Below are 25,075 nucleotides of genomic sequence, written 5' to 3'. Positions count from 1 at the left end.
AAAGATACTTTTTTTGACAGAGGGAAGCCATGAATAATGTGACCAATGATATTGCCGCAATGATGAAGATGCTGGGGAATGTTTCCGGGACAGCCGGTAATTCCTCTCCTGACCTTACCGCCATGAAAGGGAAGGCCGGTGCCTTTGATATGGAACTTATGATGGCCAATAAGCTGTTCTCCGGCGGCTCCGAGAATCAGCTTTCGCCCAACAGCATGGACATGGGCGTCATGAACGATGTGCTTATGCTGGAAGCCCTTACCGCGCTTAATTCCGTAAAAGGATTGCAGGGCGGGGCTGGTATGCAGAACATTCAAGCTTTGAATTCATATCGTGCCAAGGCTGCCGCAGCGGATAATATTTCTGTCAAAAAAATGGACATTCCTGTTGTTTCCGGTGATCTCTCCGCTAAATTCGAGTCCGGTTCCAAGGGTGTTTCCGCCATCGGTTATGACCGTGTGGGGGGTACATCCTACGGCAAGTACCAGATAGCATCCAAGACCGGGACCATGGATAAGTTTATCCAATTTTTGAAGGACAAGGCCCCGGAGATTGCCAACAAGTTACTCGGTGCCGGACCGGCTGATACCGGGGCAAAAACCGGCTCCATGCCTGACCTCTGGAAGCAGCTTGCTGATGCTGATCCCAAAGGGTTTGAGAAGTTACAGCATGATTTTATTCAAGGCAGTCACTACGATCCCGCCGCTAAAATGATTCTTGAAAAGACCGGGGTCGATATGAATACCCTGCCTGCTCCTGTTCGTGAGGTTCTTTGGTCCACTTCGGTTCAACACGGGCCCACCGGAGCCTCCCGCTTGATTGCCAAAGCCATCGACAAACTGGCTTCTAATGCCGAAAGCAAAGGTTTTCCATCTGATCTGGTTAAGGAAATCTACGGCGAAAGAAAAGGACAGTTCTCATCTTCTACAGAGCGGGTACAGAAAAGTGTAGCCAATCGTTTTCAGCAGGAACAGAACACAGTCCTGTCCATGCTGGAAGGAATTTCACGGACGGCTTAATTTTTAAAATTATTTCTTAGCCAGTTTTTCTTCTAGCGACTGATCAATATCAACGTGCAGGTTCTGTAGTACGCTGTCTACAGCTACCTGCCCATGCGCCCAGCCTTTGACCTTGCGCACATCTTTGACCAGCGCGCACATCACGTCCGCTTTGGAATCATTAGTACGATAGCTTTTAAGGGCTGCCAGTATGGCAGCTTCGCGCAAGGTTTGTTCTGGTACTTCCTGACCGGGATGATCGCGCTTGAGTATAACGTGAGAACCGGGACCTCCCTGCACGTGGAACCAGTAATCAAAAACCGAAGATACTTTGCTCAGAATTTCATGATTTGCCTTGCTGTTCTTACCCCGGATCATGAGAAAACCGTCGGATGAGATGAATAGCGAGGCCGCTATACTTTTGTACTTTTTGGGTATCTCGATGTTTTTCTTTTTCCGGCCTTTATCCGTGGAGGGCATGAGGTTGGCCTTCAGGAACAGCTCATGCTCCGCTTCCACTTCCTGTTTGCGCCGTTCCATGTGTTTGAATCCGCGCTGGGCCTTGGCTGCGAAACGGAATATTTTTTCCATGTTCTCAGCGGGAGTTAGTAGCGGATCAAGCTCAACTTCCATCTCTCCATGCTCGGGATGGTTGACCGTGACCCTGTCCAGTTCGCGCAAATCCTTTAAGCGGTACATTTCCGCTTGCAGGGCTTCGGCCTCAATTTTGCGGGCCTGCATAGAGCGTAACCGCTCCTCTTCCTGTTCAATGCGCTTGAAAATCTTTTTGAATTTCTTTTTTCCGCTTTTGAGGGTGCTACGTTGTTCGGCATTTTCCATACGTTCCATGACCGGGAAAAGTATTTTCTCCCCGTAAATGGATGAGGCCTCAATGGCTGAATCGTAGGCTTGTTCTTCCCCCTTGGGGTTTGACCAGACACGCGGGGCAGTTAGTTCGCCCTTTTTTTCCGAGATATAGAAATGATCGGTAATCCCGTCTTCAAGCCTGTTGAGCAGGTTGCGTCCTTTTTCTTCAGGAAGACCGCTCAGGGTCTTGCGCAGGGGAGGGGATATCTGCGGGAAGTTTCGCCAGACTTCATCATCCGAACGGGCCTCTTCGTATGAAGGCCATGTCACAGGCGCGGGGAATCCCTCCGGCAGGTCATGGATGAGGGAAACTCCCTTTTTCATGTCCAGCAGCAGGTAGCGGTATTTGTCGCGTTGTTTCCATGGGGAAAGGGTAAAGGCGATCCGCAGGTTGATCCAGTCGTGATGGGCTTCAAAAAGTCTGCGTCCGGCCAGCCGTTTGCGCAGCCACATGACCTGTGACGGGGGACTGGGGGGATTGACCGGTTTTACCCTTGAAAGAAAGAGCAGGCCCACCGATTTGGCGGGCCTGAATAGAAGATATTCCTTACCTCCCTTTGATTGGAGTGCGAAAGTCCACACTCCCTCAGCGGGGGCAAATATTTTTTCCACCCTGCGGCCCTTGAGATTTTCCTCAAGTTCGCCGGTCAGGGCACGAAAGAAGTGTGCGTCCATTTAGATTGATCCGGGCTTAATCCCCACGGTTCTGTTCTTCTTCCTCCTGCTTGCTCTTACAGGCAATGCAGAGAGTTGTTACCGGGCGGGCCTTGAGCCTTGGAACGGAGATGTCGTCACCACAGGCGTGGCAGATACCGAAATCTCCATCATCAATACGCTGAATGGCCTTCTGGATTTTTTTAATAAGTTTGCGCTCCCTGTCCCTGAGTCTGAGAGTGAATGCTCGGTCGGACTCGGCGGTTGCTCGGTCTGCGGGGTCAGCATAAGTTTCCCCGGATTCTGTCATGTCTTCGATGGTTTCCTGACCCTTCTGAAGGATGTCATCAAGCATCTTGTTCAGGGTTTCGCGGAAGTATTCAATATCTTTCTGTTCCATATTGATAACCTCTCTTTTTAGTGAGGTGGGGTTACGAATTTACCAAACCAACTCTAACAATATTTTAAGATGAATGGTATTAGCCTAAAGTTGGTATGGAAGTAAAGGGCATGATAAAAAAAAATAAAAAAATAAAAAATTAAAACGGTTGACAAAAAAAAACAGCTGCCCTAAACACATTCCCAACGACGCACGAGTCGTTCTTTGAAAATAAATTGCGTTACTTCTCAAGCTTAAAGGTGGCTGGATAATTGATTAATTTATCTCCGGCACTCACCCCGGAGAGCAACGCAAGAAAGATAATGAATTTAAAAAAAGTGTTGACAGTTTTTTGGCTGCAAGTTAAAAACTGCTTCGCTTTTGTGAGCGGGAATAACTCAGTGGTAGAGTACAACCTTGCCAAGGTTGGAGTCGCGAGTTCAAATCTCGTTTCCCGCTCCAAAGAAAATTTCAGGCGACATAGCCAAGTGGTAAGGCAGAGGTCTGCAAAACCTCCATTCTCCGGTTCAAATCCGGATGTCGCCTCCATGAGCGGGAATAACTCAGTGGTAGAGTACAACCTTGCCAAGGTTGGAGTCGCGAGTTCAAATCTCGTTTCCCGCTCCACTATATTTTCGGGCTGCCCCCTGTGGCAGTCCTTCCTTCACACCACTTGAAGGAGAACTCCCGAGCGGGAATAACTCAGTGGTAGAGTACAACCTTGCCAAGGTTGGAGTCGCGAGTTCAAATCTCGTTTCCCGCTCCAGATTTTTCAGGCCTTCCTAATTCAGGGAGGCCGTTTTCTTTCCGTAGTACGGATATTGAGCGGGAATAACTCAGTGGTAGAGTACAACCTTGCCAAGGTTGGAGTCGCGAGTTCAAATCTCGTTTCCCGCTCCAAAAAAAAAATTTCAGGCGGCATAGCCAAGTGGTAAGGCAGAGGTCTGCAAAACCTCCATTCTCCAGTTCAAATCTGGATGCCGCCTCCATTAGCGGGAATAACTCAGTGGTAGAGTACAACCTTGCCAAGGTTGGAGTCGCGAGTTCAAATCTCGTTTCCCGCTCCAGAATTTTTAGGGTCGATCAGAAATGATCGACCCTTTTTTTTGGTGCGTTTTATGACGGATGTTGACCACCCGCATGTTAATGATTACTCATCTTGCTCTACGGAACTAAATCCACTTCATTGAAGTATGGTTTTACCTGTTTGGACAGGTGAAATGAATTTCGAATATTCCTTCAGGAGGTTTCCTTGAAAAATATAGCGTTACAGCCCACTGCGACTTTTGACGAGCTGCTTGCTGCGGCCCGGAACAAGTTCGGTGCGATCAAGTTTGAAGAAGTTAAGGTGGGCGATCAGATTTTTGAACTGGCCCAGATTGCAGATATGCCTGCATATCTTGATAAGCTCGTGAACAAAGCCAGGGGCGGTAAGAAAATTGATCTGCCTCTTTGGGCTAAGATTTGGCCTTCCTCTCTTGTGCTGGGGTTTTACGCTCTTAAGTTCAAGGCGGCAGAAGGTGCAAAGTTTCTTGAAGTAGGTACTGATGGCGGACTTTGCGGCATGATCGCTGCCAGCCGCGGTTATGAGGTTGTGCTTGCTGATACTGATGATGACGCGCTGCTTTTTGCTCGCTTGAATGCTTCACGCAATAAGCTTGATGAAAAAATCAGCATGCACAAAGTTGATTTTGCTGAGACCGATCTGGAAGAAAAGTTCAACTATATTTTAGGGTGCGAGATTCTGCATCGCGACGATGTGGCGCAGTCTCTGCCCGGATTCATAGGCAGGCATTTGGTTGAAGCCAAGGATTCCGAAGTGCTGCTGGCTATGGATAAGAAGCGTGGCGGAAAGAAATTTTTTGAGCAGACTAAGGAGAGCTATCGTCTGATGAGACAGGAAGTTCCTTTTGCCGGAAATGCAGGGGAAGGCAAGTCTATTGTTTCTCTGGTCAGGATGGGAGTGAAGTAATGCTGGAACTTAAATCATGTCCCAAAGTTTATTCCAAAGATCAGGATAAGGCGGTCACCCCGGAGGAGACAGTCTCACGGGTTAAGGCGCTGCTGGACGAAAAGTGCAACGGTGTCCTCAAGTGTACCCGTAAGATTGATACCGGACGCCTCGGAATTCCTGTTTTTATCAGTGAGTGCGGCGACGAAGCCCGCGAAGTGATGCCCACCCGCAAGCAGATGGGGAAGGGCGCATCCGTTGCGCAGGCCGAAGCTTCCGCGCTGATGGAATTGGTGGAGCGGTTCAGTTTTTTCAGTTTTTGGTCCAAGCCTGATAATTTTACTCTCGCTACTTATAGTGAAGCAGAGGATCTCTGGCCCGGAAAGGTTATTTCTATTGAGAAGATCCTGCAATCCGTAGGTGAGGAGATGGACCCCGGCAAGGCCAGGGTTATTCTCGACTTGGTGCGCTGGCATTTTTATCCCGCACTGAACGTCCATACCGGGGAAGAAGAGTATGTTCCGCTGGACTGGTTTAAGATTCTTAACGAGTTTAACGGTTCTTCTGCGGGAAATACTCCTGAAGAGTCTGTGCTTCAGGGGGCAAGCGAGCTGGTTGAAAGGCATGTCTGCGCAGTAATTGACCGCGAACGGCCTGAAGTTCCGGTTATTGATCCTGCTTCCTGTGAAGACGAGGTTCTTTCTAAGCTTTGCAAGTGCTTTGATGACAATGAAATCAAATACATCATCAACGATTTTTCGTTTGGCATGCCTCTGCCTACTGTTGCGGTTACCGCGTGGGACCCTTCTAGCTTTCCGGGTATGAGTGAGATTGTTTTTACCGCCGGGACTTCCGCTTCTCCGTGCAAGGCCGCTATCCGTGCTTTTACTGAAGTCGCGCAGTTGGCCGGGGATTTTGAAACTGGACGTGTGTACGAAGCATCAGGGCTGCCCAAGTTTACCGAGATTGAACAGACCGGCTGGCTGGGAGCAGGGCAGTGCGTGAAGATGAATTCTCTGCCGTCTGTTGAGAGTGATGATATTTATGACGAGCTGAAGAAGTTCGCTGCGCAATTGGAAGAAAAAGGCTACACCCTGTACACTGTGGCTACCACTCATCCTGAACTGGGGGTGTCTGCAAACTACAATTTCGTGCCTGGTTTTCAGTTTCGTGAACGCACTCCGCACGCCAGTCTCGGTCTTTTTGTGGGCCGTATTCTTTCAGAGAAAGTAGCTCTTGATATAGCCGGGGACGGGCTGGATGTGATCGGTGATATTTACGATGAGCCGTACTTTATTCCCTTCTTTGAAGGTATGCTGGCTCTGCGTGGCGGTGATACTTCCCGCGCTGTGGATATGTTCAGTGTTGCTGTAGAGATGCAGCCAGCTGATGAAGAGAAGGCTTTATCTGCGTTCTACACCGCTTACGCTCTTTCACTTGAGGAGCGTTGGCCGGAAACAATTCCTTATCTTGACCGGGCCATTGAGCTTGATGATGAGGCCAAAGAATATTTCAACCTGCGCGGTGTGGCTAAATTCAAGGCCAAAGATTACGCTCTCGCTGCTGTTGATTTTAAGGGAGCACTTGCGCTGGATAGCGGATCTGCTTCCGATCTTGCAAATCTCGGTTTGTGTCATAAATTTATGGGTGAAGATGATGAAGCCATTGAATATCTGACTACCGCGTTGGAGCTTGATCCCTCCCTTGAATATGCCCTGCCGCATCTTCAGGAATTACTCGATAAATAAATTGTCATTTTATATGGTTCTATCCAGAACTTCATTGACAAGAACCGGGTTAAAGGCTTATTTCATTTTGAGCAAAAACGTATAGAGATTTTGCGCTGAAAAATAGTCGTGAAACAGCGGATCGCTGTTTTTGGATATGGCTGGTTCAGCTTAGGTTGGACCTAAAGTAATAAATGTAAATATTCCTAGGAGTATTATTATGGCTATCGTAGAATTCATGGGCAAGAGCTTTGACGTTGATGAAGACGGTTTCCTCCTGAAGTTTGAAGACTGGTGCCCTGAGTGGGTTGACTTCTGCAAAGAAGGCGAAGGTATCAAAGAACTCAACGAAGAACACCAGAAAGTTATCGACTTCCTGCAGGACTACTACAAAAAGAACGGTATCGCTCCCATGGTGCGTATCCTCTCTAAAGTAACTGGTTTCAAACTGAAGCACATCTACGAACTGTTCCCCTCCGGTCCCGGTAAGGGAGCTTGTAAGATGGCTGGTCTGCCTAAGCCTACTGGCTGCGTTTAGTTCCAGACAGCTTTCAGAATATTTGGGCGGGATCCTCGCGATCCCGCCTTTTTTATTCAAATTTGACAGGCCGATGACTGGTGACGGTCCGGTTATTGAGAGAAGTTGGGGGGAGGGACATACTGCCCCGGCTTGATAGCTGAATCGTCAGTAGGCATCTGGTTGTCTGCTCATCCCCGGCCGCTTGACGTATGTCATGCGGGCCTGTTAACTTATTGCACCAAAAATTGCGGAACTGGGCAAATAAAGCTTGCGTATTATTATGTGCAGGTGTATTCGGCCTTGTTTTCACGGTTAACAAAGACAGGAGAAAGTCATGAAAAAAGATATCCATCCTAAGCTTCATAAGGCAACTGTTCGTTGTCACTGCGGTTATGAGTCTGAACTGTACTCTACTATCGGCGAAGAAGTGAGCACTGAAATTTGTTCCAACTGCCACCCGTTCTACACTGGTAAGCAGCGCTTCGTTGATACCGCTGGTCGTATCGATCGCTTCAAGAAGAAGTTCGGTAGCTTCGACGCAGCAAGTAAAGTTAAGGGCAACTAGCTCATATTTTTGCGGTTTTGCCGCTTGAACATGCCTCTGCCGTATCGTACGGTAGAGGCATGTCCTTTTTTGAAATATTTCAAAGTCCTGCATCGTAGCCGGGTGGGACGTTTTTAATCCCTCCCCGCTGTATTCTCATGTAATGATTTTCATTTTCAGTCTTGCTTGACGGCTGTGAATGATTATTTTACCTGAGAAACATTATTTTTTACAGGGCCTCTGCCCCTTACAGTGAGGAAACGGATTTGAAATCATCTCTTCTGATGTCCGCAGCCAAGACCGTTGGCGGACAGGCTGTTATTGAAGGCGTTATGATGCGCGCAAAGGACAATCTCGCCATCGCTGTCCGTCGTCCTGACGGTGAAATTACTGTTGAACTTCGTCCATGGTTCTCAATGACTCCCGCGTTCATGAAAAAACCTTTTCTGCGCGGTTTTCCTATTTTTATGGAGACCATGGTTAACGGTGTCAAAGCTCTGAATTATTCCGCTACGCAGGCTCTTGATGAAGAGGAGGATGGCGAGCTGACCACCTTTCATCTGGTGCTGACCATGGTTGTCGCGCTGGGTGCTGCGTTGGGGCTTTTCGTTGTGCTGCCGCACTTTTTTTCTGTAGCCATGAAGTGGTGGGGCGTTTCCGGCGGTGTGGATTCTCTCAGTTTTCACATTTGGGACGGCTTTTTCAAGATGGTCATGTTCATCGGTTATATTGTATCCATTTCATTTGTGCCGGATATCAAACGTGTTTTTGAATATCACGGTGCGGAGCACAAGGCTATCTGGGCTTTTGAGGCGGGCGGAGATCTTGATGTTTGCGAGATAAAGAAATTCAGCAGGCTTCATCCCCGTTGCGGAACAGCTTTTCTGCTTTTCGTGCTGGTGGTGAGTATTCTGCTTTTCACTGTGCTGGTCCCCATGATTGTTGCCATATGGGCTCCGCAAACTTTTGTGCTTAAACATTTATATATAGTCGGTATCAAGTTGCTGCTGATGGCTCCTGTGAGTGCAGTCGCCTACGAGATGATCAAGGCGTCTTCCAAGCATGAGGATAAGGCCCTGTGCAAGGCCGCTTGCCTGCCCGGAATGGGAATGCAGCTGCTGACTACCCGTGAGCCGGATGAAGAGCAGATTGAAGTTGCTCTCGCGGCACTTAAGACGGCGGTTGCTGCCGATGCTGATGGAGGAAACAGCTGATGTTTGCCAAATTGGAAGATATTGAACGTTCTTTCATGGATCTGGAGCAGGAGCTTGCAGATCCGGAAGTTTATAATAATCAGGAACGCTACAAGAAAGTAACCATTGCTCATTCCGAGCTTGGTGAAGTTGTGGCTGCTTTCCGTGAATACAAACAGCTTGCCTCCGACCTTGAAGATAACAAGGAAATGGCCGCTGATTCCGATCCTGAAATCCGCGAAATGGCTGAGATGGAAATTTCTGAGATCAAGGCCCGTCTGCCTAAGCTGGAGGAAGAGCTTAAGCTTCTCCTGCTGCCCAAGGATCCTATGGACGGGAAGAACATCATTCTTGAAATTCGCGGTGGTACCGGCGGTGAGGAAGCAGCCCTTTTTGCTGCCGATCTTTTCCGCATGTATTCTCGCTTTGCAGATGCCAACGGCTGGAAGGTTGAAGTTTTGAACTCCAACCCTACCGGGACAGGCGGTTTCAAGGAAATCATTGCTGCCATCAGCGGTAGCCGTATTTATTCCAAGATGAAGTACGAGTCCGGTACCCATCGTGTTCAGCGTGTGCCTGCGACTGAAACTCAGGGCCGCATCCATACTTCCGCAGCTACCGTGGCAATCATGCCTGAAGCAGAGGAAGTTGACGTACAGGTTCGCAATGAAGACTTGCGCATCGATGTATTCCGTGCTTCCGGTCCCGGCGGTCAGTCTGTTAACACTACTGACTCCGCTATTCGCATCACTCACCTTCCCACCGGGTTGGTTGTTATCTGTCAGGATGAAAAGTCCCAGCACAAAAACAAGGCCAAGGCTATGAAGGTTCTTTGTTCACGTCTGTTACAGGCTGAGCAGGACAAGCAGCATGCTGAAATGGCTGAGCAGCGTCGCGCACAGGTCGGTTCCGGTGACCGTTCCGAACGTATCCGTACCTACAACTTTCCGCAGGGCAGAATCACTGATCACCGCATCAACCTGACCCTCTACAAGCTTGATGCTATTATGGAAGGGGATATGAACGAAGTTGTTGATGCACTTGTCGGTCATTATCAGTCTGAAGCTCTCAAGCAGCAGGCTCAGGACTGATCTTTTTAGTTTAGAATATTTGAGCGAGATGTTTTTCGAAATATCTCGCTTTTTTTGTTTTCGGGAGATTGGGTTTGGCTGATCAAAAATTAAAAGAAGTTATATCCAAAGCCACTGCTTTATTGAATGAAGTCGGGGTGGATTCTCCTGCCTTGTCTGCGCAGTTATTTGCCGAAAAGGTTTTTTCGTTGAGTCGTGTAGAATTAATTATGGAGCTGGAGAGCTTGTTTGATTCAGCGATGGTTGCGGAGTTTTATGAACTGATAAAACGCAGGGCTAAAGGCGAACCGGCGGCATATATTCTGGGTGTGAAAGAATTTTTCGGATTGGAATTCAAGGTCGGTCCCGGTGTGCTGATTCCGCGCCCTGAGACCGAGGAAATGGTTGAGAAGGTTCAGGAGTTGTTTGGAGCGGATGATGAATTCATTTTTGCTGACTTCGGGACCGGATCAGGAATTCTGGCAGTCACTGTGGCAAAGCTTTTTCCTAATGCGCGTGGAGTGGCAGTTGATTTGAGTCCTGCCGCTTTGGAGATAGCGCATGATAACGCGCGGTTGCATGGCGTTGCGGACAGGGTGCAGTTTGTGCGGGCCGATTTTAATGAGTCGCTGCTGGTAGACGCAAGATTTGACCTGATTCTGGCTAATCCTCCCTATCTTTGTGACGCTGAGCTTGATGAGATCAGTTATGAAGTTGCTGAATTTGAGCCTGTTTCCGCTTTGGTCAGCGGTCCTGACGGAGACGAAGATATAAAAGGCAGTGTTCCGCGTATCGCAGATGCTCTTAAGCAGGGCGGCGGGGTCTTTATGGAGATCGGTTATCTTCAGGGGCGGGTGGCTCATGATATTTTTGACTCTTGTGTGGAGTTTTCCGGGCGTGTGGAGGTCTTGAAAGACTTATCCGGGCATGATCGGATCGTTGTGGCAAAAAAGAGATAGCTTTGCTGCATGTTTGCAAAAAAACCACAGTGAATGTTTCAGGTTGTTGTAAAAATACAACTAGTTACACTTTGTGAAATAAATTTCAAAGTAAAAGATATGTTAAAACAGTTGTTTATGAGTACGGGTAGATGTGGTATAGTATTTGCTAGAATTAAGGGCAACAGGAGATAATATGCTACAAACAACTATTCAGAATACAGTAAGATGCAAGGGTATCGGCCTTCACAGCGGTAAGCAGGTGGAAATCGTACTCAGGCCTGCTGTAGAAGATACCGGAATCCTTTTTTCACTTCATACCGGTTCCGGAAGCTCTTTTATTACTCCCAATCCTAATCTGGTTGTAGCCACCGGACTTGCCACTACCCTCGGTAACGGGCAGGATTCTGTTTCCACTGTTGAGCATCTGCTCGCCGCTGTTCGCGGAATGGGCATTGACAATATTCATGTTGAAGTAAGAGGTAACGAACTGCCCATCATGGACGGCAGTGCCGGACCTTTTGTATATCTGCTCCGTCAGGCCGGAGTGCGTGAGCTTTTGAAGTCCCGCAAGGTTCTGGCTGTGACCAAATCTATCAATTTCGAGCAGGACGGCAAATACGTCAGAGCTTTTCCTCATGATGGGTTCGCCGTTGATTACACCATTGATTTTGAGCATCCCCAGATCGGCAAACAGACCCTCTCTCTTGAAATTACTCCTGATGTTTTTATGGATGAACTGGCAAAAGCCAGAACCTTCGGTTTCCTTAAGGAAGTTGAATATCTGCATGCCAACGGTCTTGCTTTGGGCGGTTCTCTTGATAATGCCGTTGTTCTTGATGATTACGGTATCCTTAATGAAGACGGACTCCGTTTTGTAGATGAGTTTGTAAGACACAAGATGCTTGATTTCATCGGCGATATGGCTGTTCTTGAAATGCCGTTGCAGGGCCGTTTTGAAGTTTACGCTTCAGGTCATGCCCTGAACAATTCTTTCCTTAGATATCTGCATGAAAATGCAGTAGATTATCTCGAAGAACGCGCACTCGAACCTGTAGCCGGCAAGGTTGAGGGGAAAGTTTTTAATCCGGTCGCCCCGGAAGCTGTTCCCGCGCCTGCATAGTCGCAAATTATGTCCTGATATTATTAAGGCCCGCCTTTTTTGGTGGGTCTTTTTTTGTGCTGTTATGCAGATATTTACGGGACGGGCTTGACTCCACTCTATGCAGCGGTAAAAATGGCTGTATTGATTTTAAAAGCCTGTCGGTATTTATATATTCAAGGAGAATCCATGTTACGGTCAATCAGTACTAGAATTTCATATATAGTTGCAGCTGTCGTCATTGCTTCCACTCTGGTTACTTTGCTGTTCACAAGCTCTACTGTTGAAGAGGATATGACCAATGCACAGGGCCGCACTGCTCGCAATACCATCAGGATGGGGATGCTCTATCTTCAGGAAGGGTATCAATCTCTTGATCGGTACCGGAAGCATGCTTTTGATGACCGCAGGCAATCCATTAAGGATTCCATGACTATTTTCATGTCGCAAATTGACAGTTATTACGAATTGTATAAGTCCGGTAAGCTCAGTGAAAAGGAAGCCAAAGAGGCTGCATACAAATTGGCCCGCAATACCAGATACTTCAATAATGATTATTTTTTTATTTATACCGATAAGCTGGAGGCATTGGCTCATCCTGATCGAACCCTTGAAGGGCGCGACCTTTCGAATCTTTCTGATATAAACGGCTATGCATTCGGGCCGGATATGATCCGCAAGGCCACACGTGAAGGTGGCGGATATGTAAAGTTGCTCTGGACCCGTCTGGGTGAGGATGAGCCTATTTCCAAGATCCTTTATGTAAAGGGGTTTTCAAAGTGGAAATGGATAATCGGAACCGGGGCGTATGTTGATGATATTGAGGCTTCTGTGGAGCGCCAGAAGCAGGATCTGCTTCATGACATGCGTAAGGGATTTTCCCAGATTCGTCTGGCTGAAACAGGACGCTTGTTTCTTTTTGATAATGACAAGAAGGTGCTTGTTCCTCCAAGAGGTGCCGGGCCTGAGTTTGCCAAGACTTTGAATTTGAAAACCGGAAACACTTTGATTCATGATTTGAAAGAGGTCGGTAAACTTGGGGAATGGCGGTTGGATTACAAGGTCCGCCGTCAGGACGGTGAAATTGTCAGAAGGCAGTCCTATGTGCATTATTTCGCCCCCCTTGGCTGGTTTGTTGCTTCGACCGTGCCCATGAAAGAGATTTACGCACCTGTTAGGGATTTGATTGTAAAGCAGGGAGCTATCAGTTTTATTATCCTGCTGTTGACCATCGGGGTCATTTATTACGTGATTCGCAGAATTTGTTTGCCTATCCGCAGTGTGTCTAGAGTCGCCTATCATGTTTCGCAAGGAGATTTGCGGGAAGCCAAAAGGGTTTTTGCCATGGCTACGGACAAGGGGCATTTGAAGAAGGTCGTTGAATCCTTTGAGACTGGAAAGGAAAAACGGTTTGATGAAGTTGATCACCTTGTAAAATCCATCCATACCATGTTGCTGACCTTGAATTCGCTGGTCAGTCAGGTACAGGTTTCCGGGGATCAGGTTACCGGGTCAGCCTTAAAACTTGGTACCGCTATTAACCAGTTGGAAGCTGCTGTTGAAAATCAGGCTGCGGCAACTCAGGAGCTTGGGAGTTCTTCGCGTGAGATCTCAGCTACTTCACAGGAACTTGCCCGGACTATGAATGAGTCGACCACCGTAGCTGTTTCCACGGGAGAGCTGGCAGCTCAGGGAGTACACGATCTTGGTGAAATGGGCGTAACCATGGATGCCATGCGTGATGCTTCGGGCGGTATTTTTTCCAAGCTTTCAGTTATCAACTCCAAGGCTGCCAATATCAGTTCAGTGGTAACTTCCATTTCCAAGATTTCAGAGCAGATTAACCTGCTTTCCTTGAATGCGGCAATTGAGGCCGAAAAAGCCGGGGAATTCGGACAGGGGTTTTCAGTTGTAGCTCGTGAAATCCGCAAGCTTGCTGACCAGACAGCCATGTCCACCCTTGATATCGAGAAGATCGTGGCTGAGATGCTTTCCGCAGTTTCGGCCGGGGTCATGGAGATGGATAAGTTCCGCAAGCAGGTTGAGACCGGGGTCAGCAATGTCGCTTTGCTTGGTGATGGAATTTCAGGCGTAGTAACACAGGTTCAGACCCTCACTCCGCGTTTTGAGTCCGTGAACGAAGGGATGCAGAACCAGAGCGAAGGAGCGGAGCAGATCAGCAAGGCCATGATTCAACTTAGTGAGACTTCCATTCAGACCAAGGATGCCCTTACAGAATTCGTGTCTATTACGGAACAGCTCTCAAGCTCTGTTTCCAGTCTTGAAGAGGAAGTGGCGGCTTTTCAGGTTGATCAGGATTAGCCGGAGAGAAGTTCGGAGAGAATCCCGCCTGCAATGTGGGGCGGGATGTGTTCCGTGCCTAGAAATTCAGGAAATGAGTCCTTTAATTTTGGTTCCAGCAAGGATCTCAGGCGCGGGTCATCTGCCAGCAGCTTGAATCCGCATTGAGGCTTTTTGTACATGACTTTAAAACGTGCCGGGACGGCAGGGGGCAGATCCAGAGAGTAGAGAAGCTCGTAGAATGAGTTGTCGGGGTTATCCGCATCCGTTCTGGTTTTGAGCACTATTTCCTGATTGAGTCCGCAGGGAACCAGCCACGGCATGTAGTATAGTTTTGTTGAGCTGAGTACCGAATTTAGTTTTGCTGTGCATTCGAGTGTTTTGAAAAAAAGGACCGCTGTTTTTATCTCTTTTTCCAGCAGGCTTAAGAATTTTTCCTTTCGTTTTTCCGCACTGGCAATTCTCTCTTTGTTTATTTGCTTAAAAATAGAGCTGGCCTGAGATTGGAATGAGGCTCGGAGACTGACGAATTCACGGGTTACCCCGGCAGGATTTATGTACACTCCCTGACCGTTCAGATGGTCCGGGTTTATTTCTTTGAGGATAATTTCTGGATAAAGCTGTTGTACATGGAAGGTGAGGATATCGCCGGGAGCAGCGTTAGTCTGTATGCTGGCCAGGAGTTCGAGATCCTGTATAACAACCCAGCCCAGCTTAGGTTGATACCAGTTAATCAATTTGCCTTGCAGGATGTCGCCCACGGAAAACTTTTTGCGGAACATGGTAGAGCGTGCAGAGGATTTCTTGCCGCCTCCGCCGAAGCTTCTATGTCCATATTTAGAAATTTTCATAGTAAATTAACTATGCTGATCAAGAATCAGTTCTACTTCTTCAATAGACAGCCCGGTAGCTTTGGCGAGCCTGCTGACGGGCTTTCCTTCCTTGTGTCCGGTAAGGATTATCTGACGCAGGAACTGCGGCGATCGTGAAAATTCTTCGGCTTGAGCTAGGATCTTTTTCAGCTTTTTGGATTTGCGATCCAGCATCATATCCAGCTGAGCCAGTTCTTCCTGCCTCTCGGCAAAGGTATTCATCAGTTCGTTTTCGAGCTGGGTGTTAAACTGGAGTTTTTTGATGAATTCTTCCTGCTTGCTCTGGAGCTGGGTGACCAGTTCTTCGGACTTGCGCAGCCTGAGGAAGAAAAAGATCACAGCGATAAGCAGGGCTATCTCAGTTACGGAAAAGAAAATGAGCAGGAATACAGTCATAGTTTGCTAAGGTAGAGGTTCGTTGAATCCGTAACAGTTTGCCTTGTTTGATGAAGAAGGGCAATAGGGGGATCAAATCTTTACATTGATGATATTGCCGGACCATGGGGACTTCTTGGGCTGAGTCTCATCTTCCGGCTCTTCTTCTTTTTTCTTTCTTTTGCGTCCGGAATGCGGCTGACCGCCCTTGTTGCCGTCCTCGTCTTTGACGGAGATGGCAGCTTCGTCTTTTTCGGTCTTCTGGACTTGCGATTGGGCTTTTTTGTTTTTGTCCTGCTCTTCAGGATTGATCATGAGGGTCTGCTGAAGCCCAGCCTTGGTAGCTTCAGAGTTGGAAATCTTCTGTACATTTGCAAGCTGCGAAATGATCAGGGGCATATCCACAGGGCCGGGCATGACTTTTACCTCACGAGATACTCCTCAAAGAGGATTTTCTCAAATTCACCTGCTACAATATATTGATTGATAACCATGAGCAGGTCTTTTTTTAGTTTCTCTACATTCTTCTCATCGGCTAAAAATTGTAAATCTTTATTTTTGAGGTAGAAATATACCGCATCGCGCAGGATGAGGGTTTTGCGTCCGTATTCCGCCACGACCTGTTCGTCGGTGGTGGTCATGGCAAAGCGGGCAATGAGAAATCTGGTGCGGCTGTCTTTGTCTTTCTGCTCAATCCAGAACGGGTCCATTCGCAGCAGGGTTACACCTGGCTCATCCGGCGGCGGAGGCGGTGTATCATCTGGAACTTCCATGGGAATTTCCTCCATTGTTTCTTCAATGGCAGGTTCTTCCTTGGGCGGTGGTGGGGTGCTATCGAAAAAGAAAAGTTTTACCAGAATAGCAGCAAGCAGGAGTATTATTACCCCGATTCCGATAAAAATTAAGAGTTTTGTTTTTGATTTTTTTTCAGTGGGTGCTTCTTCAAGAGCATCCAGCTCTTCCGGTTCCTCGTCCGGAATATCATCTTCTTCGTCCTCGTCTTCAAGAAAAGGCGCATCATCAAGGTCCAGCTCTACCTTTTGAGCTGCCTTGCTGGCAGGGGCTGAAGATTGAGTATCCTCCCCGGATTCAGATTCATCAATATCATCAACAGCGAGGAAGATCATGCACGCATCCTGATAGACGAGGTTCCGGACGGAAGTTTTATAGCTGCCGCCTGAAATAAGGTTCAGCGGACATGCCGGGACATGTCCGCTGAATTATAATTTTTTATTCAAAAATTTTATTGATTTTCTGGCCGAGGGTGTCAGGTGTGAAAGGTTTAACGATATAGTTGGAAACCTTGGCCTGAACAGCCTCAATGATGTTTTCCTGCTGTGCTTCAGCAGTAACCATCAGAAACGGGAGGTCGGCGAATTCTTCACTTGCTCTTACTTTGCGCAGCAATTCAATGCCGGTCATCTGGGGCATGTTCCAGTCGGATACGATGAACTCGATGCTGTCATCTTTATTCAGGGTTTCCCATGCAGTTGTTCCGTCATCAGCTTCCACAATATTTGTGAAGCCGATCTGGCGGAGGATGTTTTTGATAATACGACGCATGGTTGCGAAGTCATCCACAACAAGAACTTTCATAGAGTAATCAATCGCCATTTATTTCTCCTTAAGGTTCCGTATGATATTTATCGTGGAACATTTTTCTCAATTTTTTCAGTGCCTGAGAATGTAGCTGGGATACCCTGCCTTCTGTAATATCCATTACTTCGGAGGTTTCTTTCATGTTAAGTTCCTCCCCGTAGTACAGAGATAATACCAGTTTTTCCCTCGGCGTCAAATTATCAATCAGATCAGCTACCTTGTCCACTGTTTCTTGAAAAACAGCACTTTGGAAAGGCTCATCGTCATGTTCAGAATCTTTGTTGCTTGGAATATTATCGTTAAAAGCGTCAAGGTTGACGCAGAGCTGGTTCTGAAGTGCTTCAAGTCCCTGCTGGACTTCCTTTGCTGAAAATCCGGTAGCCTCCTCAATCTGGGCACTGGTCGGCTTCTCACCTGTCTCGTGTTCGATGTCACGGATGCTGCTTTCAATTGTCTTAACTTTCTGGCGCAGCCCGCGTGAGAACCAATCCATACGCCGGAGTTCATCAAGCATGGCACCTTTGATGCGGTTTTCAGCATAGGTTTCAAACTTGATCTTCAGTTCAGGACGAAACTTTCCAAGCGACTCCACCAGTCCGAGGCTTCCGGCACTGATAAGCTCTCCCAGCTCCACATTCTGCGGGAGCTTGGATTTCATACGAAGCGCTATAATACGTATTTTGGGTGAATAATGCCGTACTATCGCTTCTTGATCTGAGGGCGGAAAATCTTCCCAATCAGTCGTTCCGGACTCTAAATTAAGCCACGGACTGTTCTTGGAAGAGAAGTTTTTTCCAGAAGAACTTGATATTACCATCTAGCTCGGATGTCGCTTTCCATTTGGTTATTTTTTTAGCTGTTTCAGTGATCTGGGTACAAGCCGGACTTGATGGAGAGATCTTGCACAGCGGGGTTTGTTTAATAACAGCCTGCCGCATGTTGATATCGCGGGGGATAACTCCCACTAAATCAAGTGAAACTCCGCTCAGGAAGTGGTCACAAGCCATATATAGCTTTCTGAACACTTCCTTGGCTTCTTTCATGTCCGTTGCCATGTTTACCAGAACTTTGAATTTGTCAACCCCGTGATGCAGTTTCATGACCTTGATCAGGGCATAGGCATCTGTCAGGGAGGTCGGTTCCGGGGTCAGTACCAGAAGTCGTTCCTGAACGGCAAGGTTGAAGTAAAGAACGTTATCGTTGATGCCGGCACCGGTGTCTACGATAAGGTAATCAATTTCTTCTTCAAGATGGTCCATGGCTTCCAGCAGATCCAGCTTCTGGCCTGTTGACAGGGAAACCATATCACTTACGCCGGAAGAAGCAGGGAGAATGTCGAATCCATAATCAGTCTTGTGGATTACTTCCCGGATTCCTGTTCCGTCATGAAAGAGATGGAAAAGGTTGTATTTGGGAGCGATTCCCAGCAGAACGTCGACGTTGGCGAGGCCGAGGTCGGCATCCAGCAGCAAGACTTTCTTGCCCATGCGGCTTAAGTTGTAGGCCAAGTTTACTGAAATATTTGTCTTGCCTACGCCTCCCTTACCGGAGGTTACTGAAAATACCATGGGAAGATTGGAATTCATTTGTATCACCCTGTTCTTATTTATCTCTCTGTTTACGTTGCCAGCGATTTTTATGCAACGAGTAATGGGCCTGATTTCTCTAAAATATGGATTATTTTTTAAGAAAAAACGGTTAAACCGCTTTGGCGAACTTCATTTTTTCTTCAGTGGGAAGCTGGTGTTTGAATACCAGTCTCCAAAAATCTTTTTCACATGCCGGTTTCATGCTGTTGCGAAGTCCTGATCCGTATGAAAGCAGGGAGACCGGAAGCCCGCTTTCGTATGATGTGTTGACCAGTGCTCCGTAGTTGCAGGCTTCATCCAGTTTGGTCCAGATGAGGCTTTTTACTTTGGAGGATTTGAATTTTTTGAGAAATGCGGTGTACTGCGCTGGAGCGTAGTAGGGGTTCATGACCAGATGGACAGCCAGGTCACAGGGACCGGTCATGCCGCAGGCTGCCAGCCAGCCTTCAAGTTCAGCATTTCCGGATAGTCCGGGCAGGTCAATGAATACCCTGTCAAAATTCCGGCTTTCACCGATAAGCTTTGCAAAGTCCTCGCGGCTGGCGAGTTCCCTGAATTCAAGTCCTGAAAGGTCGGCGTAATGGCGAAGGACTAGACGTCCTTTACCTTGTCCTTGGTCTGCCGAGGCAAGGCAGATGCGGGCAGCGGGGTTCTCTTTCTTTTCCTTGAGTGCAAGGCGGATAATAGTGGATGTTTTGCCTGCGCCGTGCGGTCCGGCGAGGGCTTGAAATTTCTGGGGCCAGTTTTTCGAATCCAGTGCACAGACCGGAGCGATTTTTTCCAGTTCGGGCAGGATGGCTTTGGATTTGTTTCCGCGTAGCTGTTGAAAAAGGTCGAGTATTACTTTGCTCTCAACTCCCTCACGCTCAAGATACTCAAGGGCGAGACGTTGGCGGGGGGCAAGCAGGTTCAGGTTCATCTGGGGCTTGAGCAGGGCCATCATGTGCCCCTTGATCTGGTTCCATTCCTGATTCCAGTCCGGGATGTTGCTCATGGCATCATCAATGACTTCTTCCCTTGTGTCCTGAGCCGGTGCAGATTGATCCTGACCGTCAACGCCGACCATGATCTCGTGGATCTTGCGTCCGCCCTCTTCAACTGACTTGTTGCTGAGGATAATGGCGTTGTCACCGAATTCTGCTTTGATTTCGGCGAAGACCGCTGCAGTGCTGTTGCCTCTGAATGTTTTTACCCGCATATTACCAACCTTTTTAGAACTCTACGGTACCCGCAGACATGATTCTTACGCTCGCAGGAATCTCGGCCTGCGATATTACAGGTATGGTAGGCAAGAAGCGTACCATCAGTTGTGCCAAGTGGCTTCTCAGCTGAGGAGCACATAAAAGGACGGGTTGACCGTCAGTATCCAGTACATTTTCCGCCGCAGAGTTGACACTCTGGATAAGCTGCTGGGCACTGCCGGGATCAAGGGCCAGAAAACCACCGGTTTCCGAGGAGCGTACCGCATCATTGAGCTTGGCATCCCCGCTGGGGCCGAAGGTCAGGATGGGCAGGCTGCCGTCGCTGCCAAGGTAAGGCTTAATGATGGTCCTGCTCATGTGGGAGCGGACGTATTCAGTAAGCTGGTTAGGGTCTTGAATGGACGGTCCGTAGTCGGCAAGGGCTTCGACAATTGTCAGCAGATCACGGATGGATACGTTTTCGCGTACAAGGTTCTGGAGAACTTTCTGGACCGCTCCAAGAGAGAGGATGTTGGGAACGAGGTCTTCAACAGCCTTGGGAGCGCGCTTGGAAAGGTTGTCCAGCAGGTCCTGTGTTTCCTGTCTGCCGAGGAATTCACCGAGGTTGCGGCGGAATACTTCAGTAAGATGGGTTGCGATAACTGTAGAAGGATCAACAACTGTGTATCCGGCAAGCATGGCTTCTTCCTTCTGGGTATCGGGAATCCAGATAGCGGGAAGGTTGAAGGCCGGCTCGACGGTTTCAATGCCTTTGATTCTGTGCTTTGCATCACCCGGATCCATAGCCAGCTGATGGTCGATGAGGATTTCAGCAGAAGCAACAGCGTTGCCTTTGATGAGTACACGGTATTCACCGGGCTTGAGTTGCAGGTTGTCACGCAGGTGCAGTGACGGAATAATGACACCCATGTCCAGCGCGTACTGTCGACGGATGGAGCGGATGCGTGAGAGCAGGTTGCCGCTCTGTTCTTCGTCCACCAGCGGGATAAGGCCATAGCCCACTTCCAGTTCCAGAGAATCGAGGGGCAGCAGGGCCTGAACTTCTTCGGGGCTGTCCAGAGATGGCTGTTCGGCTTTTGCTTTCTGAGCTTTTGCTTCGGTTTCGTGGTCCTCTGCTTCAAGGTCGCGGTTCATCATTGATACCCCGTAAATAATCGCGGCAAGGCAAAGGAAAGGAATAGTAGGCATACCGGGGACTATGCCGAACACAACAAGGATGATGGAGACCAGTTTGAGTGCCCGGGAGTGGAAAGTCAGCTGTCCGATGAATTCTTCACCCATCTTGGCTTCTGCTGCGGCGCGTGAAACAATGATACCTGCGGAGGTGGAGATAATCAGTGACGGGATGGTGGATACAAGACCGTCACCGATAGTCAGCAGGGTGTAGGTCTGGGCTGCGTCAGTCCAGTGCATTCCTTTCTGGAGTACGCCGATGAGGATTCCGCCGATGATGTTGATGGCGGTGATGAGCAGACCTGCGTTAACGTCCCCCTGTACAAATTTACCGGCACCATCCATAGCGCCGTAAAAGTCTGATTCACGGCGGAGTTTTTCGCGCTGGCCCCTTGCTTCGTCTTCGTCGATCAGACCTGAGTTAAGGTCTGCTTCAATTGCCATCTGTTTACCGGGCATGGCGTCAAGGGTAAATCTGGCGGCAACTTCCGCGATACGTGTGGTACCTGTTACGATAACGGTTTTGTTCAGGATGAACAGGATCATAAAAATGACGATACCGATAACGTAGTTACCACCAACAACAAATTCACCGAAACTCTGAATAACATTACCCGCAGCCGAGGTACCTTCATCACCATGGAGGAGGATGGCTCGGGTGGTAGCTACGTTCAGGGACAGACGTAGCAAAGTGGTTACCAGCAGGAGTGAGGGAAATATGGAAAATTCAAGGGGAGACTGCAAAAACATTGAGGTAATCAGGATTACCAGTCCCAGTGAGATACTTACAGTCAGCATGAAGTCGAGAAACATGGTCGGCAGGGGGATGAGCATAACGAAGAGAATTACTACAACGCCGCCCGCGAGAAGGACATCGCCCTGCTTGGCAAATTTTTCGTAATTTATCACTTTTGATTCGGCCATGATTTTGACACCCCTTTCAGGTCTTTTTCTGGTGAATTCTGCCTTCACCGGAAGAGGTGGTCAGGCCTTTATTTGCGGGTAAATTTGTTCAATTTAGCAAGTATCGCCGCAACTGCCTTATAAAGTTCTTCCGGGATGATGTCACCTATCTCAACCTGTTTATACAAGGCCTGTGCCAAAGGTTTATTTTCACGAATGGGCACCTTGTTTTCGCGCGCGATTTCTTTGATGCGCTCAGCGACTTTGTTCATTCCTTTGGCAAGTACCAGAGGGGCAGGAGCTACCATAGGATCATACTTCATGGCAATGGCGTAATGGGTGGGGTTGGTGATAACAACGTCCGCATTTGGTACTTCCGCCATCATGCGCTGCTGAAGCACAGCCATCATTTTTTGTTTCTGTTGCTGTTTGATCTGCGGGTCACCTTCCGCCTGCTTCCGCTCATCTTTTACCTCGTCCTTACTCATTTTCATCTCTTCCTGATAATTATAGCGCTGGTACCATAAGTCTGCCAGAGCAAGGACGAGCATGGGCAGCATAGTGTAGGTAACCATTTTGTAGCCTATTGAAAGGATATAGATGCCCAATTCATGAGCACTGGAGTAAAAGAGCGGCAGGAAATTTCCAACCTCATTTTTAATAATTATATAGGGTGCTATTCCTACAATTATTGCGAAGAGCAGGCTTTTTATAAGTCTGACTGCTGTTTTGACGTTGAACATCAGTCTTTTTAAGCCCTGCACAAGATTGAACATTTTTGAAAATTTGGGCTTGAATACTTTTGTGGTCCACAAACTTCCGACCTGAAGGCGCAGGACAAGGAAGGCGATAAAGGCGATGAAAAGAAACAGAGGCAGCAGGATCAGGGCCAGTTTTTGAGAGCACCACTGGAAAAGCTGATAAACCGATTGCTTATCTAGGTTGATAAATATTCCTTTGGTGAGAAACCATTGGAATATCTCATAGAATTGTTCGTAATACATATCCATGATGAAACGCAGACAAATGACCCCTGCAATGAGGGTCATTATCTTGCCCATTTCTTCCCCTTTGGCGACGCTCCCGTCTTTTCGGGCTTTGTTTATTCGCTTTGGCGTCGCCTTCTCAGTTTTACTAGGGTCTTTAGACATGTTGCATCCTCCTAGTTACCGATTGGCAGGTCCGGGGGGCTTCCGGCCTTGATTATACTTAATAAATATTGGGGCAGGTCGGCTACAAATTCTCCGACATGCAAGGCTAGGACATTAAAGACAAGGCCAAGAACAAAGAAACCGGCCACAATTTTGAGCGGAAAGCCGAGCATGAGCACGTTCATTTGCGGAGCCATTTTACTGATCAGTGCGAGGCCGAGGTCAACCACGAAGATGGTGGCGATAATAGGTGATGCCACTTTGACCGCAAGGACGAACAGGTCCTTGGATATGATCATTATCTGGCTGGTCAGGGTCGATGATATAAAAATCTGCCCCGGCGGAATGTATTTAAAACTCTCCACCATGGCCGACATCAGGTAAAGATGGCCGTTGATACTCAGGAATACCAGGATTGCGCACATGTATAGAAAGTGCGCTGTAACCGCCTCGTTAGTTCCGGTTAACGGGTCGAGGACGTTGACCATGGAAAAACCCATCTGCACACCGATGAGGTTACCTCCGGTCTGGATGGCGGCAAACATTACATGTACGGAAATGCCCAAGATCAGACCGAGTAACAGTTCTCCAAGGATCATCAGGGCAATGTTGTATGGACTGGCGGGCATGAGGCTGCCATCAAAGGTCACATGGGGCCAGATACCGAGCGTCAAAACAATGGTCAATGCGGCTTTAACTGTTTTAGGGATGGAGTTGCCGCCAAAGAAAGGGAGTAAAAACAGCACGATGCTTACCCTGAATAGGGTAAGGTAAAAGCTCATCAGGTCGCTGGGGGCAAAATCAAAAAAAGTCATGCTGTCCTCGTTTTGGACGGGTCTGCAAGATCAGGACCCATTCTTCAAGACCTATTATCATCAAGAGGGAAAGAGGGCAAAGGCAGACTGTGGTGAATGAGTATTTTTTGTAAACAAATTCAATGAAAAAGCCCGTAAGAAAATCTTACGGGCTTTGATTTGTTTTGAGTGTCACTCTCTAGTTGAGAATGTAGCGCATGGGATTTACCGGAACTCCGCCAAGGCGCACTTCGTAGTGCACATGCGGTCCGGTGGAACGTCCGGTGTTTCCTGCGTAGCCGATAAGTTCTCCGCGGGTTACGACCTGTCCTTTTTTGACGATGGGCTGTTTCATATGTCCGTAGCGGGTTCCAAGGTTTGCTCCGTGGCTGATTTTGACCAGCTTGCCGTAGCCGCCTTGGGTGCCGGAAAAGGATACAGTTCCTTTCGCCGGTGCGTAAATGGGGGTGCCGGTGGGGCAGGAAATGTCAATCCCTTTATGGTATTCACGTTTACCTGTGAAGGGGGAGCTTCTCCAGCCGAAGGGAGAAGTAACCCAGCCTTCTGCTGGCCAGATGGACGGTGTTGCGTCCAGTGCGTCCTGTTTGGAACGCATGGAGTGAATGATTTCCTGCTGTCTGACTTCTTCCAGTTTAGCTTCTGTGCTAAGCTGGGCAAGAAAGTCGTGCATTTTGCGCACAAGCAGTTCCTGTCTGTATAGCGGCAGATAATTTTTGGAAAAATCAGCTCCGGTTGAGCCGCCTTTTGGGGCTACGTTCTGCACATTGCCTTGATCAAGGTTGATCATTACGCGCAGTTTGGAGTCAAAGTTACGGACCCGGTCAAGGTCCTGTGAAATGTTCTTCATTTTTTGGGAAAGGGAAAGGAGCTGGGCTTTCTGCTCCTGTACCGCTTTTTCAGCATGGGCGAGGTTTGTTTCCAGTCCGGCGTAATTCTGGTAGTATTTCCAGAGATATACATTGCCTCCGGCAAGTCCGGCTACCAAAGCGAAAATGAAGAAAAAGATCCAGCCTCGCAGTTGGAATTTGCGGGCATTGTCGCAGGGGTTCTTAAATATGACTACGTGATATTTTTTTAATAGCATGATTCTGTTTGGGCCTTGCTTAATTATGACGTTTAAGTTGTCTCTGGTTAAAAGGCACAATAAATTTG

Annotated in this window: 24 protein-coding genes and 7 tRNA genes; 17 read left to right on the top strand and 14 right to left on the bottom strand. The window is 48.1% G+C overall.

Annotated elements, in window-relative coordinates:
- The first annotated feature begins 29 nt into the window (after nt 1-29).
- Nucleotides 30-1,019 (top strand): hypothetical protein, encoded by a 990-nt coding sequence (locus FMS18_RS04770; protein ID WP_163292596.1) that lies wholly within the window; start codon nt 30-32, stop codon nt 1,017-1,019.
- Between the two features lie 9 nt (nt 1,020-1,028).
- On the opposite strand, the gene FMS18_RS04765 is transcribed toward FMS18_RS04770, so the two are convergent.
- Together FMS18_RS04765 and dksA are read right to left on the bottom strand one after the other, a co-directional pair.
- Nucleotides 1,029-2,540 carry an NFACT RNA binding domain-containing protein gene (locus FMS18_RS04765; RefSeq protein WP_163292595.1) on the bottom strand — a complete coding sequence of 504 codons (1,512 nt, stop codon included), beginning with the start codon at nt 2,538-2,540 and terminating at the stop codon, nt 1,029-1,031.
- A 16-nt stretch (nt 2,541-2,556) separates the two neighbouring features.
- Nucleotides 2,557-2,919, bottom strand: coding sequence for an RNA polymerase-binding protein DksA (gene dksA / locus FMS18_RS04760; RefSeq protein WP_163292594.1), 363 nt, complete (start codon nt 2,917-2,919; stop codon nt 2,557-2,559).
- Nucleotides 2,920-3,285: 366 nt separating this feature from the next.
- Here dksA and FMS18_RS04755 point away from each other — a divergent pair.
- The 16 genes from FMS18_RS04755 (at nt 3,286) to FMS18_RS04680 (ending at nt 14,265) form a co-directional block, all read left to right on the top strand.
- Nucleotides 3,286-3,360: transfer RNA gene (locus FMS18_RS04755), tRNA-Gly, on the top strand.
- Nucleotides 3,361-3,372: 12 nt separating this feature from the next.
- Nucleotides 3,373-3,447: transfer RNA gene (locus tag FMS18_RS04750), tRNA-Cys, on the top strand.
- Nucleotides 3,448-3,450: 3 nt separating this feature from the next.
- Nucleotides 3,451-3,525 (top strand) — tRNA-Gly (locus tag FMS18_RS04745).
- Between the two features lie 64 nt (nt 3,526-3,589).
- Nucleotides 3,590-3,664: transfer RNA gene (locus FMS18_RS04740), tRNA-Gly, on the top strand.
- Nucleotides 3,665-3,723: 59 nt separating this feature from the next.
- A tRNA-Gly gene (locus FMS18_RS04735) sits at nt 3,724-3,798 on the top strand.
- Nucleotides 3,799-3,812: 14 nt separating this feature from the next.
- Nucleotides 3,813-3,887 (top strand) — tRNA-Cys (locus FMS18_RS04730).
- Between the two features lie 3 nt (nt 3,888-3,890).
- Nucleotides 3,891-3,965: transfer RNA gene (locus tag FMS18_RS04725), tRNA-Gly, on the top strand.
- Between the two features lie 185 nt (nt 3,966-4,150).
- Nucleotides 4,151-4,870 carry a methyltransferase gene (locus FMS18_RS04720; RefSeq protein WP_163292593.1) on the top strand — a complete coding sequence of 240 codons (720 nt, stop codon included), beginning with the start codon at nt 4,151-4,153 and terminating at the stop codon, nt 4,868-4,870.
- On the top strand, nt 4,870-6,597 hold the full coding sequence (locus FMS18_RS04715) for a YcaO-like family protein (RefSeq protein ID WP_163292592.1): 1,728 nt from the start codon (nt 4,870-4,872) through the stop codon (nt 6,595-6,597). The genes FMS18_RS04720 and FMS18_RS04715 overlap by 1 nt, the downstream gene beginning before the upstream one ends.
- 199 nt (nt 6,598-6,796) lie before the next feature.
- The gene (locus tag FMS18_RS04710; protein WP_163292023.1) at nt 6,797-7,114 is read left to right on the top strand and encodes a TusE/DsrC/DsvC family sulfur relay protein; all 318 of its coding nucleotides are present in this window, start codon (nt 6,797-6,799) and stop codon (nt 7,112-7,114) included.
- 316 nt (nt 7,115-7,430) lie between these two features.
- Nucleotides 7,431-7,661 carry a 50S ribosomal protein L31 gene (gene rpmE, locus FMS18_RS04705; RefSeq protein WP_136674908.1) on the top strand — a complete coding sequence of 77 codons (231 nt, stop codon included), beginning with the start codon at nt 7,431-7,433 and terminating at the stop codon, nt 7,659-7,661.
- Nucleotides 7,662-7,924: 263 nt separating this feature from the next.
- Nucleotides 7,925-8,854, top strand: a complete 930-nt coding sequence (locus FMS18_RS04700) for a DUF1385 domain-containing protein (RefSeq protein ID WP_163292701.1) — start codon at nt 7,925-7,927, stop codon at nt 8,852-8,854.
- Nucleotides 8,854-9,924 (top strand): peptide chain release factor 1, encoded by a 1,071-nt coding sequence (prfA, locus tag FMS18_RS04695; RefSeq protein WP_163292591.1) that lies wholly within the window; start codon nt 8,854-8,856, stop codon nt 9,922-9,924. Before FMS18_RS04700 ends, prfA begins: the two co-directional genes overlap by 1 nt.
- Before the next feature lie 74 nt (nt 9,925-9,998).
- Nucleotides 9,999-10,862, top strand: coding sequence for a peptide chain release factor N(5)-glutamine methyltransferase (gene prmC / locus FMS18_RS04690; protein ID WP_163292590.1), 864 nt, complete (start codon nt 9,999-10,001; stop codon nt 10,860-10,862).
- A 175-nt stretch (nt 10,863-11,037) separates the two neighbouring features.
- Entirely contained in the window at nt 11,038-11,964 is a 927-nt protein-coding gene (gene lpxC / locus FMS18_RS04685; RefSeq protein WP_163292589.1) for a UDP-3-O-acyl-N-acetylglucosamine deacetylase, read from the top strand.
- A 168-nt stretch (nt 11,965-12,132) separates the two neighbouring features.
- Entirely contained in the window at nt 12,133-14,265 is a 2,133-nt protein-coding gene (locus tag FMS18_RS04680; protein WP_163292588.1) for a methyl-accepting chemotaxis protein, read from the top strand.
- Here FMS18_RS04680 and FMS18_RS04675 read toward each other — a convergent pair.
- The 12 genes from FMS18_RS04675 to FMS18_RS04620 form a co-directional block, all read right to left on the bottom strand.
- Nucleotides 14,262-15,095 (bottom strand): hypothetical protein, encoded by an 834-nt coding sequence (locus FMS18_RS04675; protein ID WP_163292587.1) that lies wholly within the window; start codon nt 15,093-15,095, stop codon nt 14,262-14,264. The two genes, FMS18_RS04680 and FMS18_RS04675, sit on opposite strands and share 4 nt — an antisense overlap.
- A gap of 6 nt (nt 15,096-15,101) precedes the next feature.
- Nucleotides 15,102-15,512 carry a hypothetical protein gene (locus FMS18_RS04670; RefSeq protein ID WP_136674902.1) on the bottom strand — a complete coding sequence of 137 codons (411 nt, stop codon included), beginning with the start codon at nt 15,510-15,512 and terminating at the stop codon, nt 15,102-15,104.
- A 72-nt stretch (nt 15,513-15,584) separates the two neighbouring features.
- Nucleotides 15,585-15,908: a hypothetical protein gene (locus FMS18_RS04665; RefSeq protein ID WP_163292586.1), complete on the bottom strand. Its 324-nt coding sequence runs from the start codon at nt 15,906-15,908 to the stop codon at nt 15,585-15,587.
- A 5-nt stretch (nt 15,909-15,913) separates the two neighbouring features.
- On the bottom strand, nt 15,914-16,618 hold the full coding sequence (gene fliL, locus FMS18_RS04660) for a flagellar basal body-associated protein FliL (RefSeq protein ID WP_163292585.1): 705 nt from the start codon (nt 16,616-16,618) through the stop codon (nt 15,914-15,916).
- A 103-nt stretch (nt 16,619-16,721) separates the two neighbouring features.
- Complete coding sequence (locus FMS18_RS04655; RefSeq protein ID WP_136674900.1) at nt 16,722-17,105, bottom strand: chemotaxis response regulator CheY; 384 nt, start codon at nt 17,103-17,105, stop codon at nt 16,722-16,724.
- A gap of 10 nt (nt 17,106-17,115) precedes the next feature.
- Entirely contained in the window at nt 17,116-17,907 is a 792-nt protein-coding gene (locus FMS18_RS04650) for a FliA/WhiG family RNA polymerase sigma factor (RefSeq protein WP_163292584.1), read from the bottom strand.
- A complete protein-coding gene (locus tag FMS18_RS04645) occupies nt 17,849-18,676 on the bottom strand; it encodes a MinD/ParA family protein (RefSeq protein WP_163292583.1) in 828 nt (275 codons plus the stop codon). Before FMS18_RS04645 ends, FMS18_RS04650 begins: the two co-directional genes overlap by 59 nt.
- Before the next feature lie 112 nt (nt 18,677-18,788).
- Complete coding sequence (locus FMS18_RS04640; protein ID WP_163292582.1) at nt 18,789-19,877, bottom strand: flagellar biosynthesis protein FlhF; 1,089 nt, start codon at nt 19,875-19,877, stop codon at nt 18,789-18,791.
- Nucleotides 19,878-19,890: 13 nt separating this feature from the next.
- The gene (gene flhA, locus FMS18_RS04635) at nt 19,891-21,978 is read right to left on the bottom strand and encodes a flagellar biosynthesis protein FlhA (protein WP_163292581.1); all 2,088 of its coding nucleotides are present in this window, start codon (nt 21,976-21,978) and stop codon (nt 19,891-19,893) included.
- A 68-nt stretch (nt 21,979-22,046) separates the two neighbouring features.
- Nucleotides 22,047-23,108, bottom strand: a complete 1,062-nt coding sequence (flhB, locus tag FMS18_RS04630) for a flagellar biosynthesis protein FlhB (RefSeq protein ID WP_163292580.1) — start codon at nt 23,106-23,108, stop codon at nt 22,047-22,049.
- An 11-nt stretch (nt 23,109-23,119) separates the two neighbouring features.
- Nucleotides 23,120-23,923, bottom strand: coding sequence for a flagellar biosynthetic protein FliR (gene fliR, locus FMS18_RS04625; RefSeq protein WP_163292579.1), 804 nt, complete (start codon nt 23,921-23,923; stop codon nt 23,120-23,122).
- A gap of 178 nt (nt 23,924-24,101) precedes the next feature.
- Nucleotides 24,102-25,007: a M23 family metallopeptidase gene (locus FMS18_RS04620; protein ID WP_163292578.1), complete on the bottom strand. Its 906-nt coding sequence runs from the start codon at nt 25,005-25,007 to the stop codon at nt 24,102-24,104.
- Nucleotides 25,008-25,075: the final 68 nt, after the last annotated feature.

The sequence above is a fragment of the Desulfovibrio sp. JC022 genome (genome assembly GCF_010470665.1).
Classification (GTDB): domain Bacteria; phylum Desulfobacterota; class Desulfovibrionia; order Desulfovibrionales; family Desulfovibrionaceae; genus Maridesulfovibrio.
This window is presented reverse-complemented; position numbering and strand designations above follow the sequence as displayed.

Excerpts from the sequence above, each read along its gene's own strand:
- FMS18_RS04665 (WP_163292586.1), bottom strand. The coding sequence starts at position 15,908 with ATGCCCGGCCCTGTGGATATGCCCCTGATCATTTCGCAGCTTGCAAAT.
- FMS18_RS04700 (WP_163292701.1), top strand. The coding sequence starts at position 7,925 with ATGTCCGCAGCCAAGACCGTTGGCGGACAGGCTGTTATTGAAGGCGTT.
- prfA (WP_163292591.1), top strand. The coding sequence starts at position 8,854 with ATGTTTGCCAAATTGGAAGATATTGAACGTTCTTTCATGGATCTGGAG.
- FMS18_RS04710 (WP_163292023.1), top strand. The coding sequence starts at position 6,797 with ATGGCTATCGTAGAATTCATGGGCAAGAGCTTTGACGTTGATGAAGAC.
- FMS18_RS04640 (WP_163292582.1), bottom strand. The coding sequence starts at position 19,877 with ATGCGGGTAAAAACATTCAGAGGCAACAGCACTGCAGCGGTCTTCGCC.
- FMS18_RS04650 (WP_163292584.1), bottom strand. The coding sequence starts at position 17,907 with ATGGTAATATCAAGTTCTTCTGGAAAAAACTTCTCTTCCAAGAACAGT.
- FMS18_RS04620 (WP_163292578.1), bottom strand. The coding sequence starts at position 25,007 with ATGCTATTAAAAAAATATCACGTAGTCATATTTAAGAACCCCTGCGAC.
- rpmE (WP_136674908.1), top strand. The coding sequence starts at position 7,431 with ATGAAAAAAGATATCCATCCTAAGCTTCATAAGGCAACTGTTCGTTGT.
- dksA (WP_163292594.1), bottom strand. The coding sequence starts at position 2,919 with ATGGAACAGAAAGATATTGAATACTTCCGCGAAACCCTGAACAAGATG.
- FMS18_RS04655 (WP_136674900.1), bottom strand. The coding sequence starts at position 17,105 with ATGGCGATTGATTACTCTATGAAAGTTCTTGTTGTGGATGACTTCGCA.
- FMS18_RS04770 (WP_163292596.1), top strand. The coding sequence starts at position 30 with ATGAATAATGTGACCAATGATATTGCCGCAATGATGAAGATGCTGGGG.
- FMS18_RS04675 (WP_163292587.1), bottom strand. The coding sequence starts at position 15,095 with ATGAAAATTTCTAAATATGGACATAGAAGCTTCGGCGGAGGCGGCAAG.
- flhA (WP_163292581.1), bottom strand. The coding sequence starts at position 21,978 with ATGGCCGAATCAAAAGTGATAAATTACGAAAAATTTGCCAAGCAGGGC.
- fliR (WP_163292579.1), bottom strand. The coding sequence starts at position 23,923 with ATGACTTTTTTTGATTTTGCCCCCAGCGACCTGATGAGCTTTTACCTT.
- fliL (WP_163292585.1), bottom strand. The coding sequence starts at position 16,618 with ATGATCTTCCTCGCTGTTGATGATATTGATGAATCTGAATCCGGGGAG.
- FMS18_RS04765 (WP_163292595.1), bottom strand. The coding sequence starts at position 2,540 with ATGGACGCACACTTCTTTCGTGCCCTGACCGGCGAACTTGAGGAAAAT.
- FMS18_RS04715 (WP_163292592.1), top strand. The coding sequence starts at position 4,870 with ATGCTGGAACTTAAATCATGTCCCAAAGTTTATTCCAAAGATCAGGAT.
- FMS18_RS04670 (WP_136674902.1), bottom strand. The coding sequence starts at position 15,512 with ATGACTGTATTCCTGCTCATTTTCTTTTCCGTAACTGAGATAGCCCTG.
- FMS18_RS04645 (WP_163292583.1), bottom strand. The coding sequence starts at position 18,676 with ATGAATTCCAATCTTCCCATGGTATTTTCAGTAACCTCCGGTAAGGGA.
- flhB (WP_163292580.1), bottom strand. The coding sequence starts at position 23,108 with ATGTCTAAAGACCCTAGTAAAACTGAGAAGGCGACGCCAAAGCGAATA.
- lpxC (WP_163292589.1), top strand. The coding sequence starts at position 11,038 with ATGCTACAAACAACTATTCAGAATACAGTAAGATGCAAGGGTATCGGC.
- FMS18_RS04680 (WP_163292588.1), top strand. The coding sequence starts at position 12,133 with ATGTTACGGTCAATCAGTACTAGAATTTCATATATAGTTGCAGCTGTC.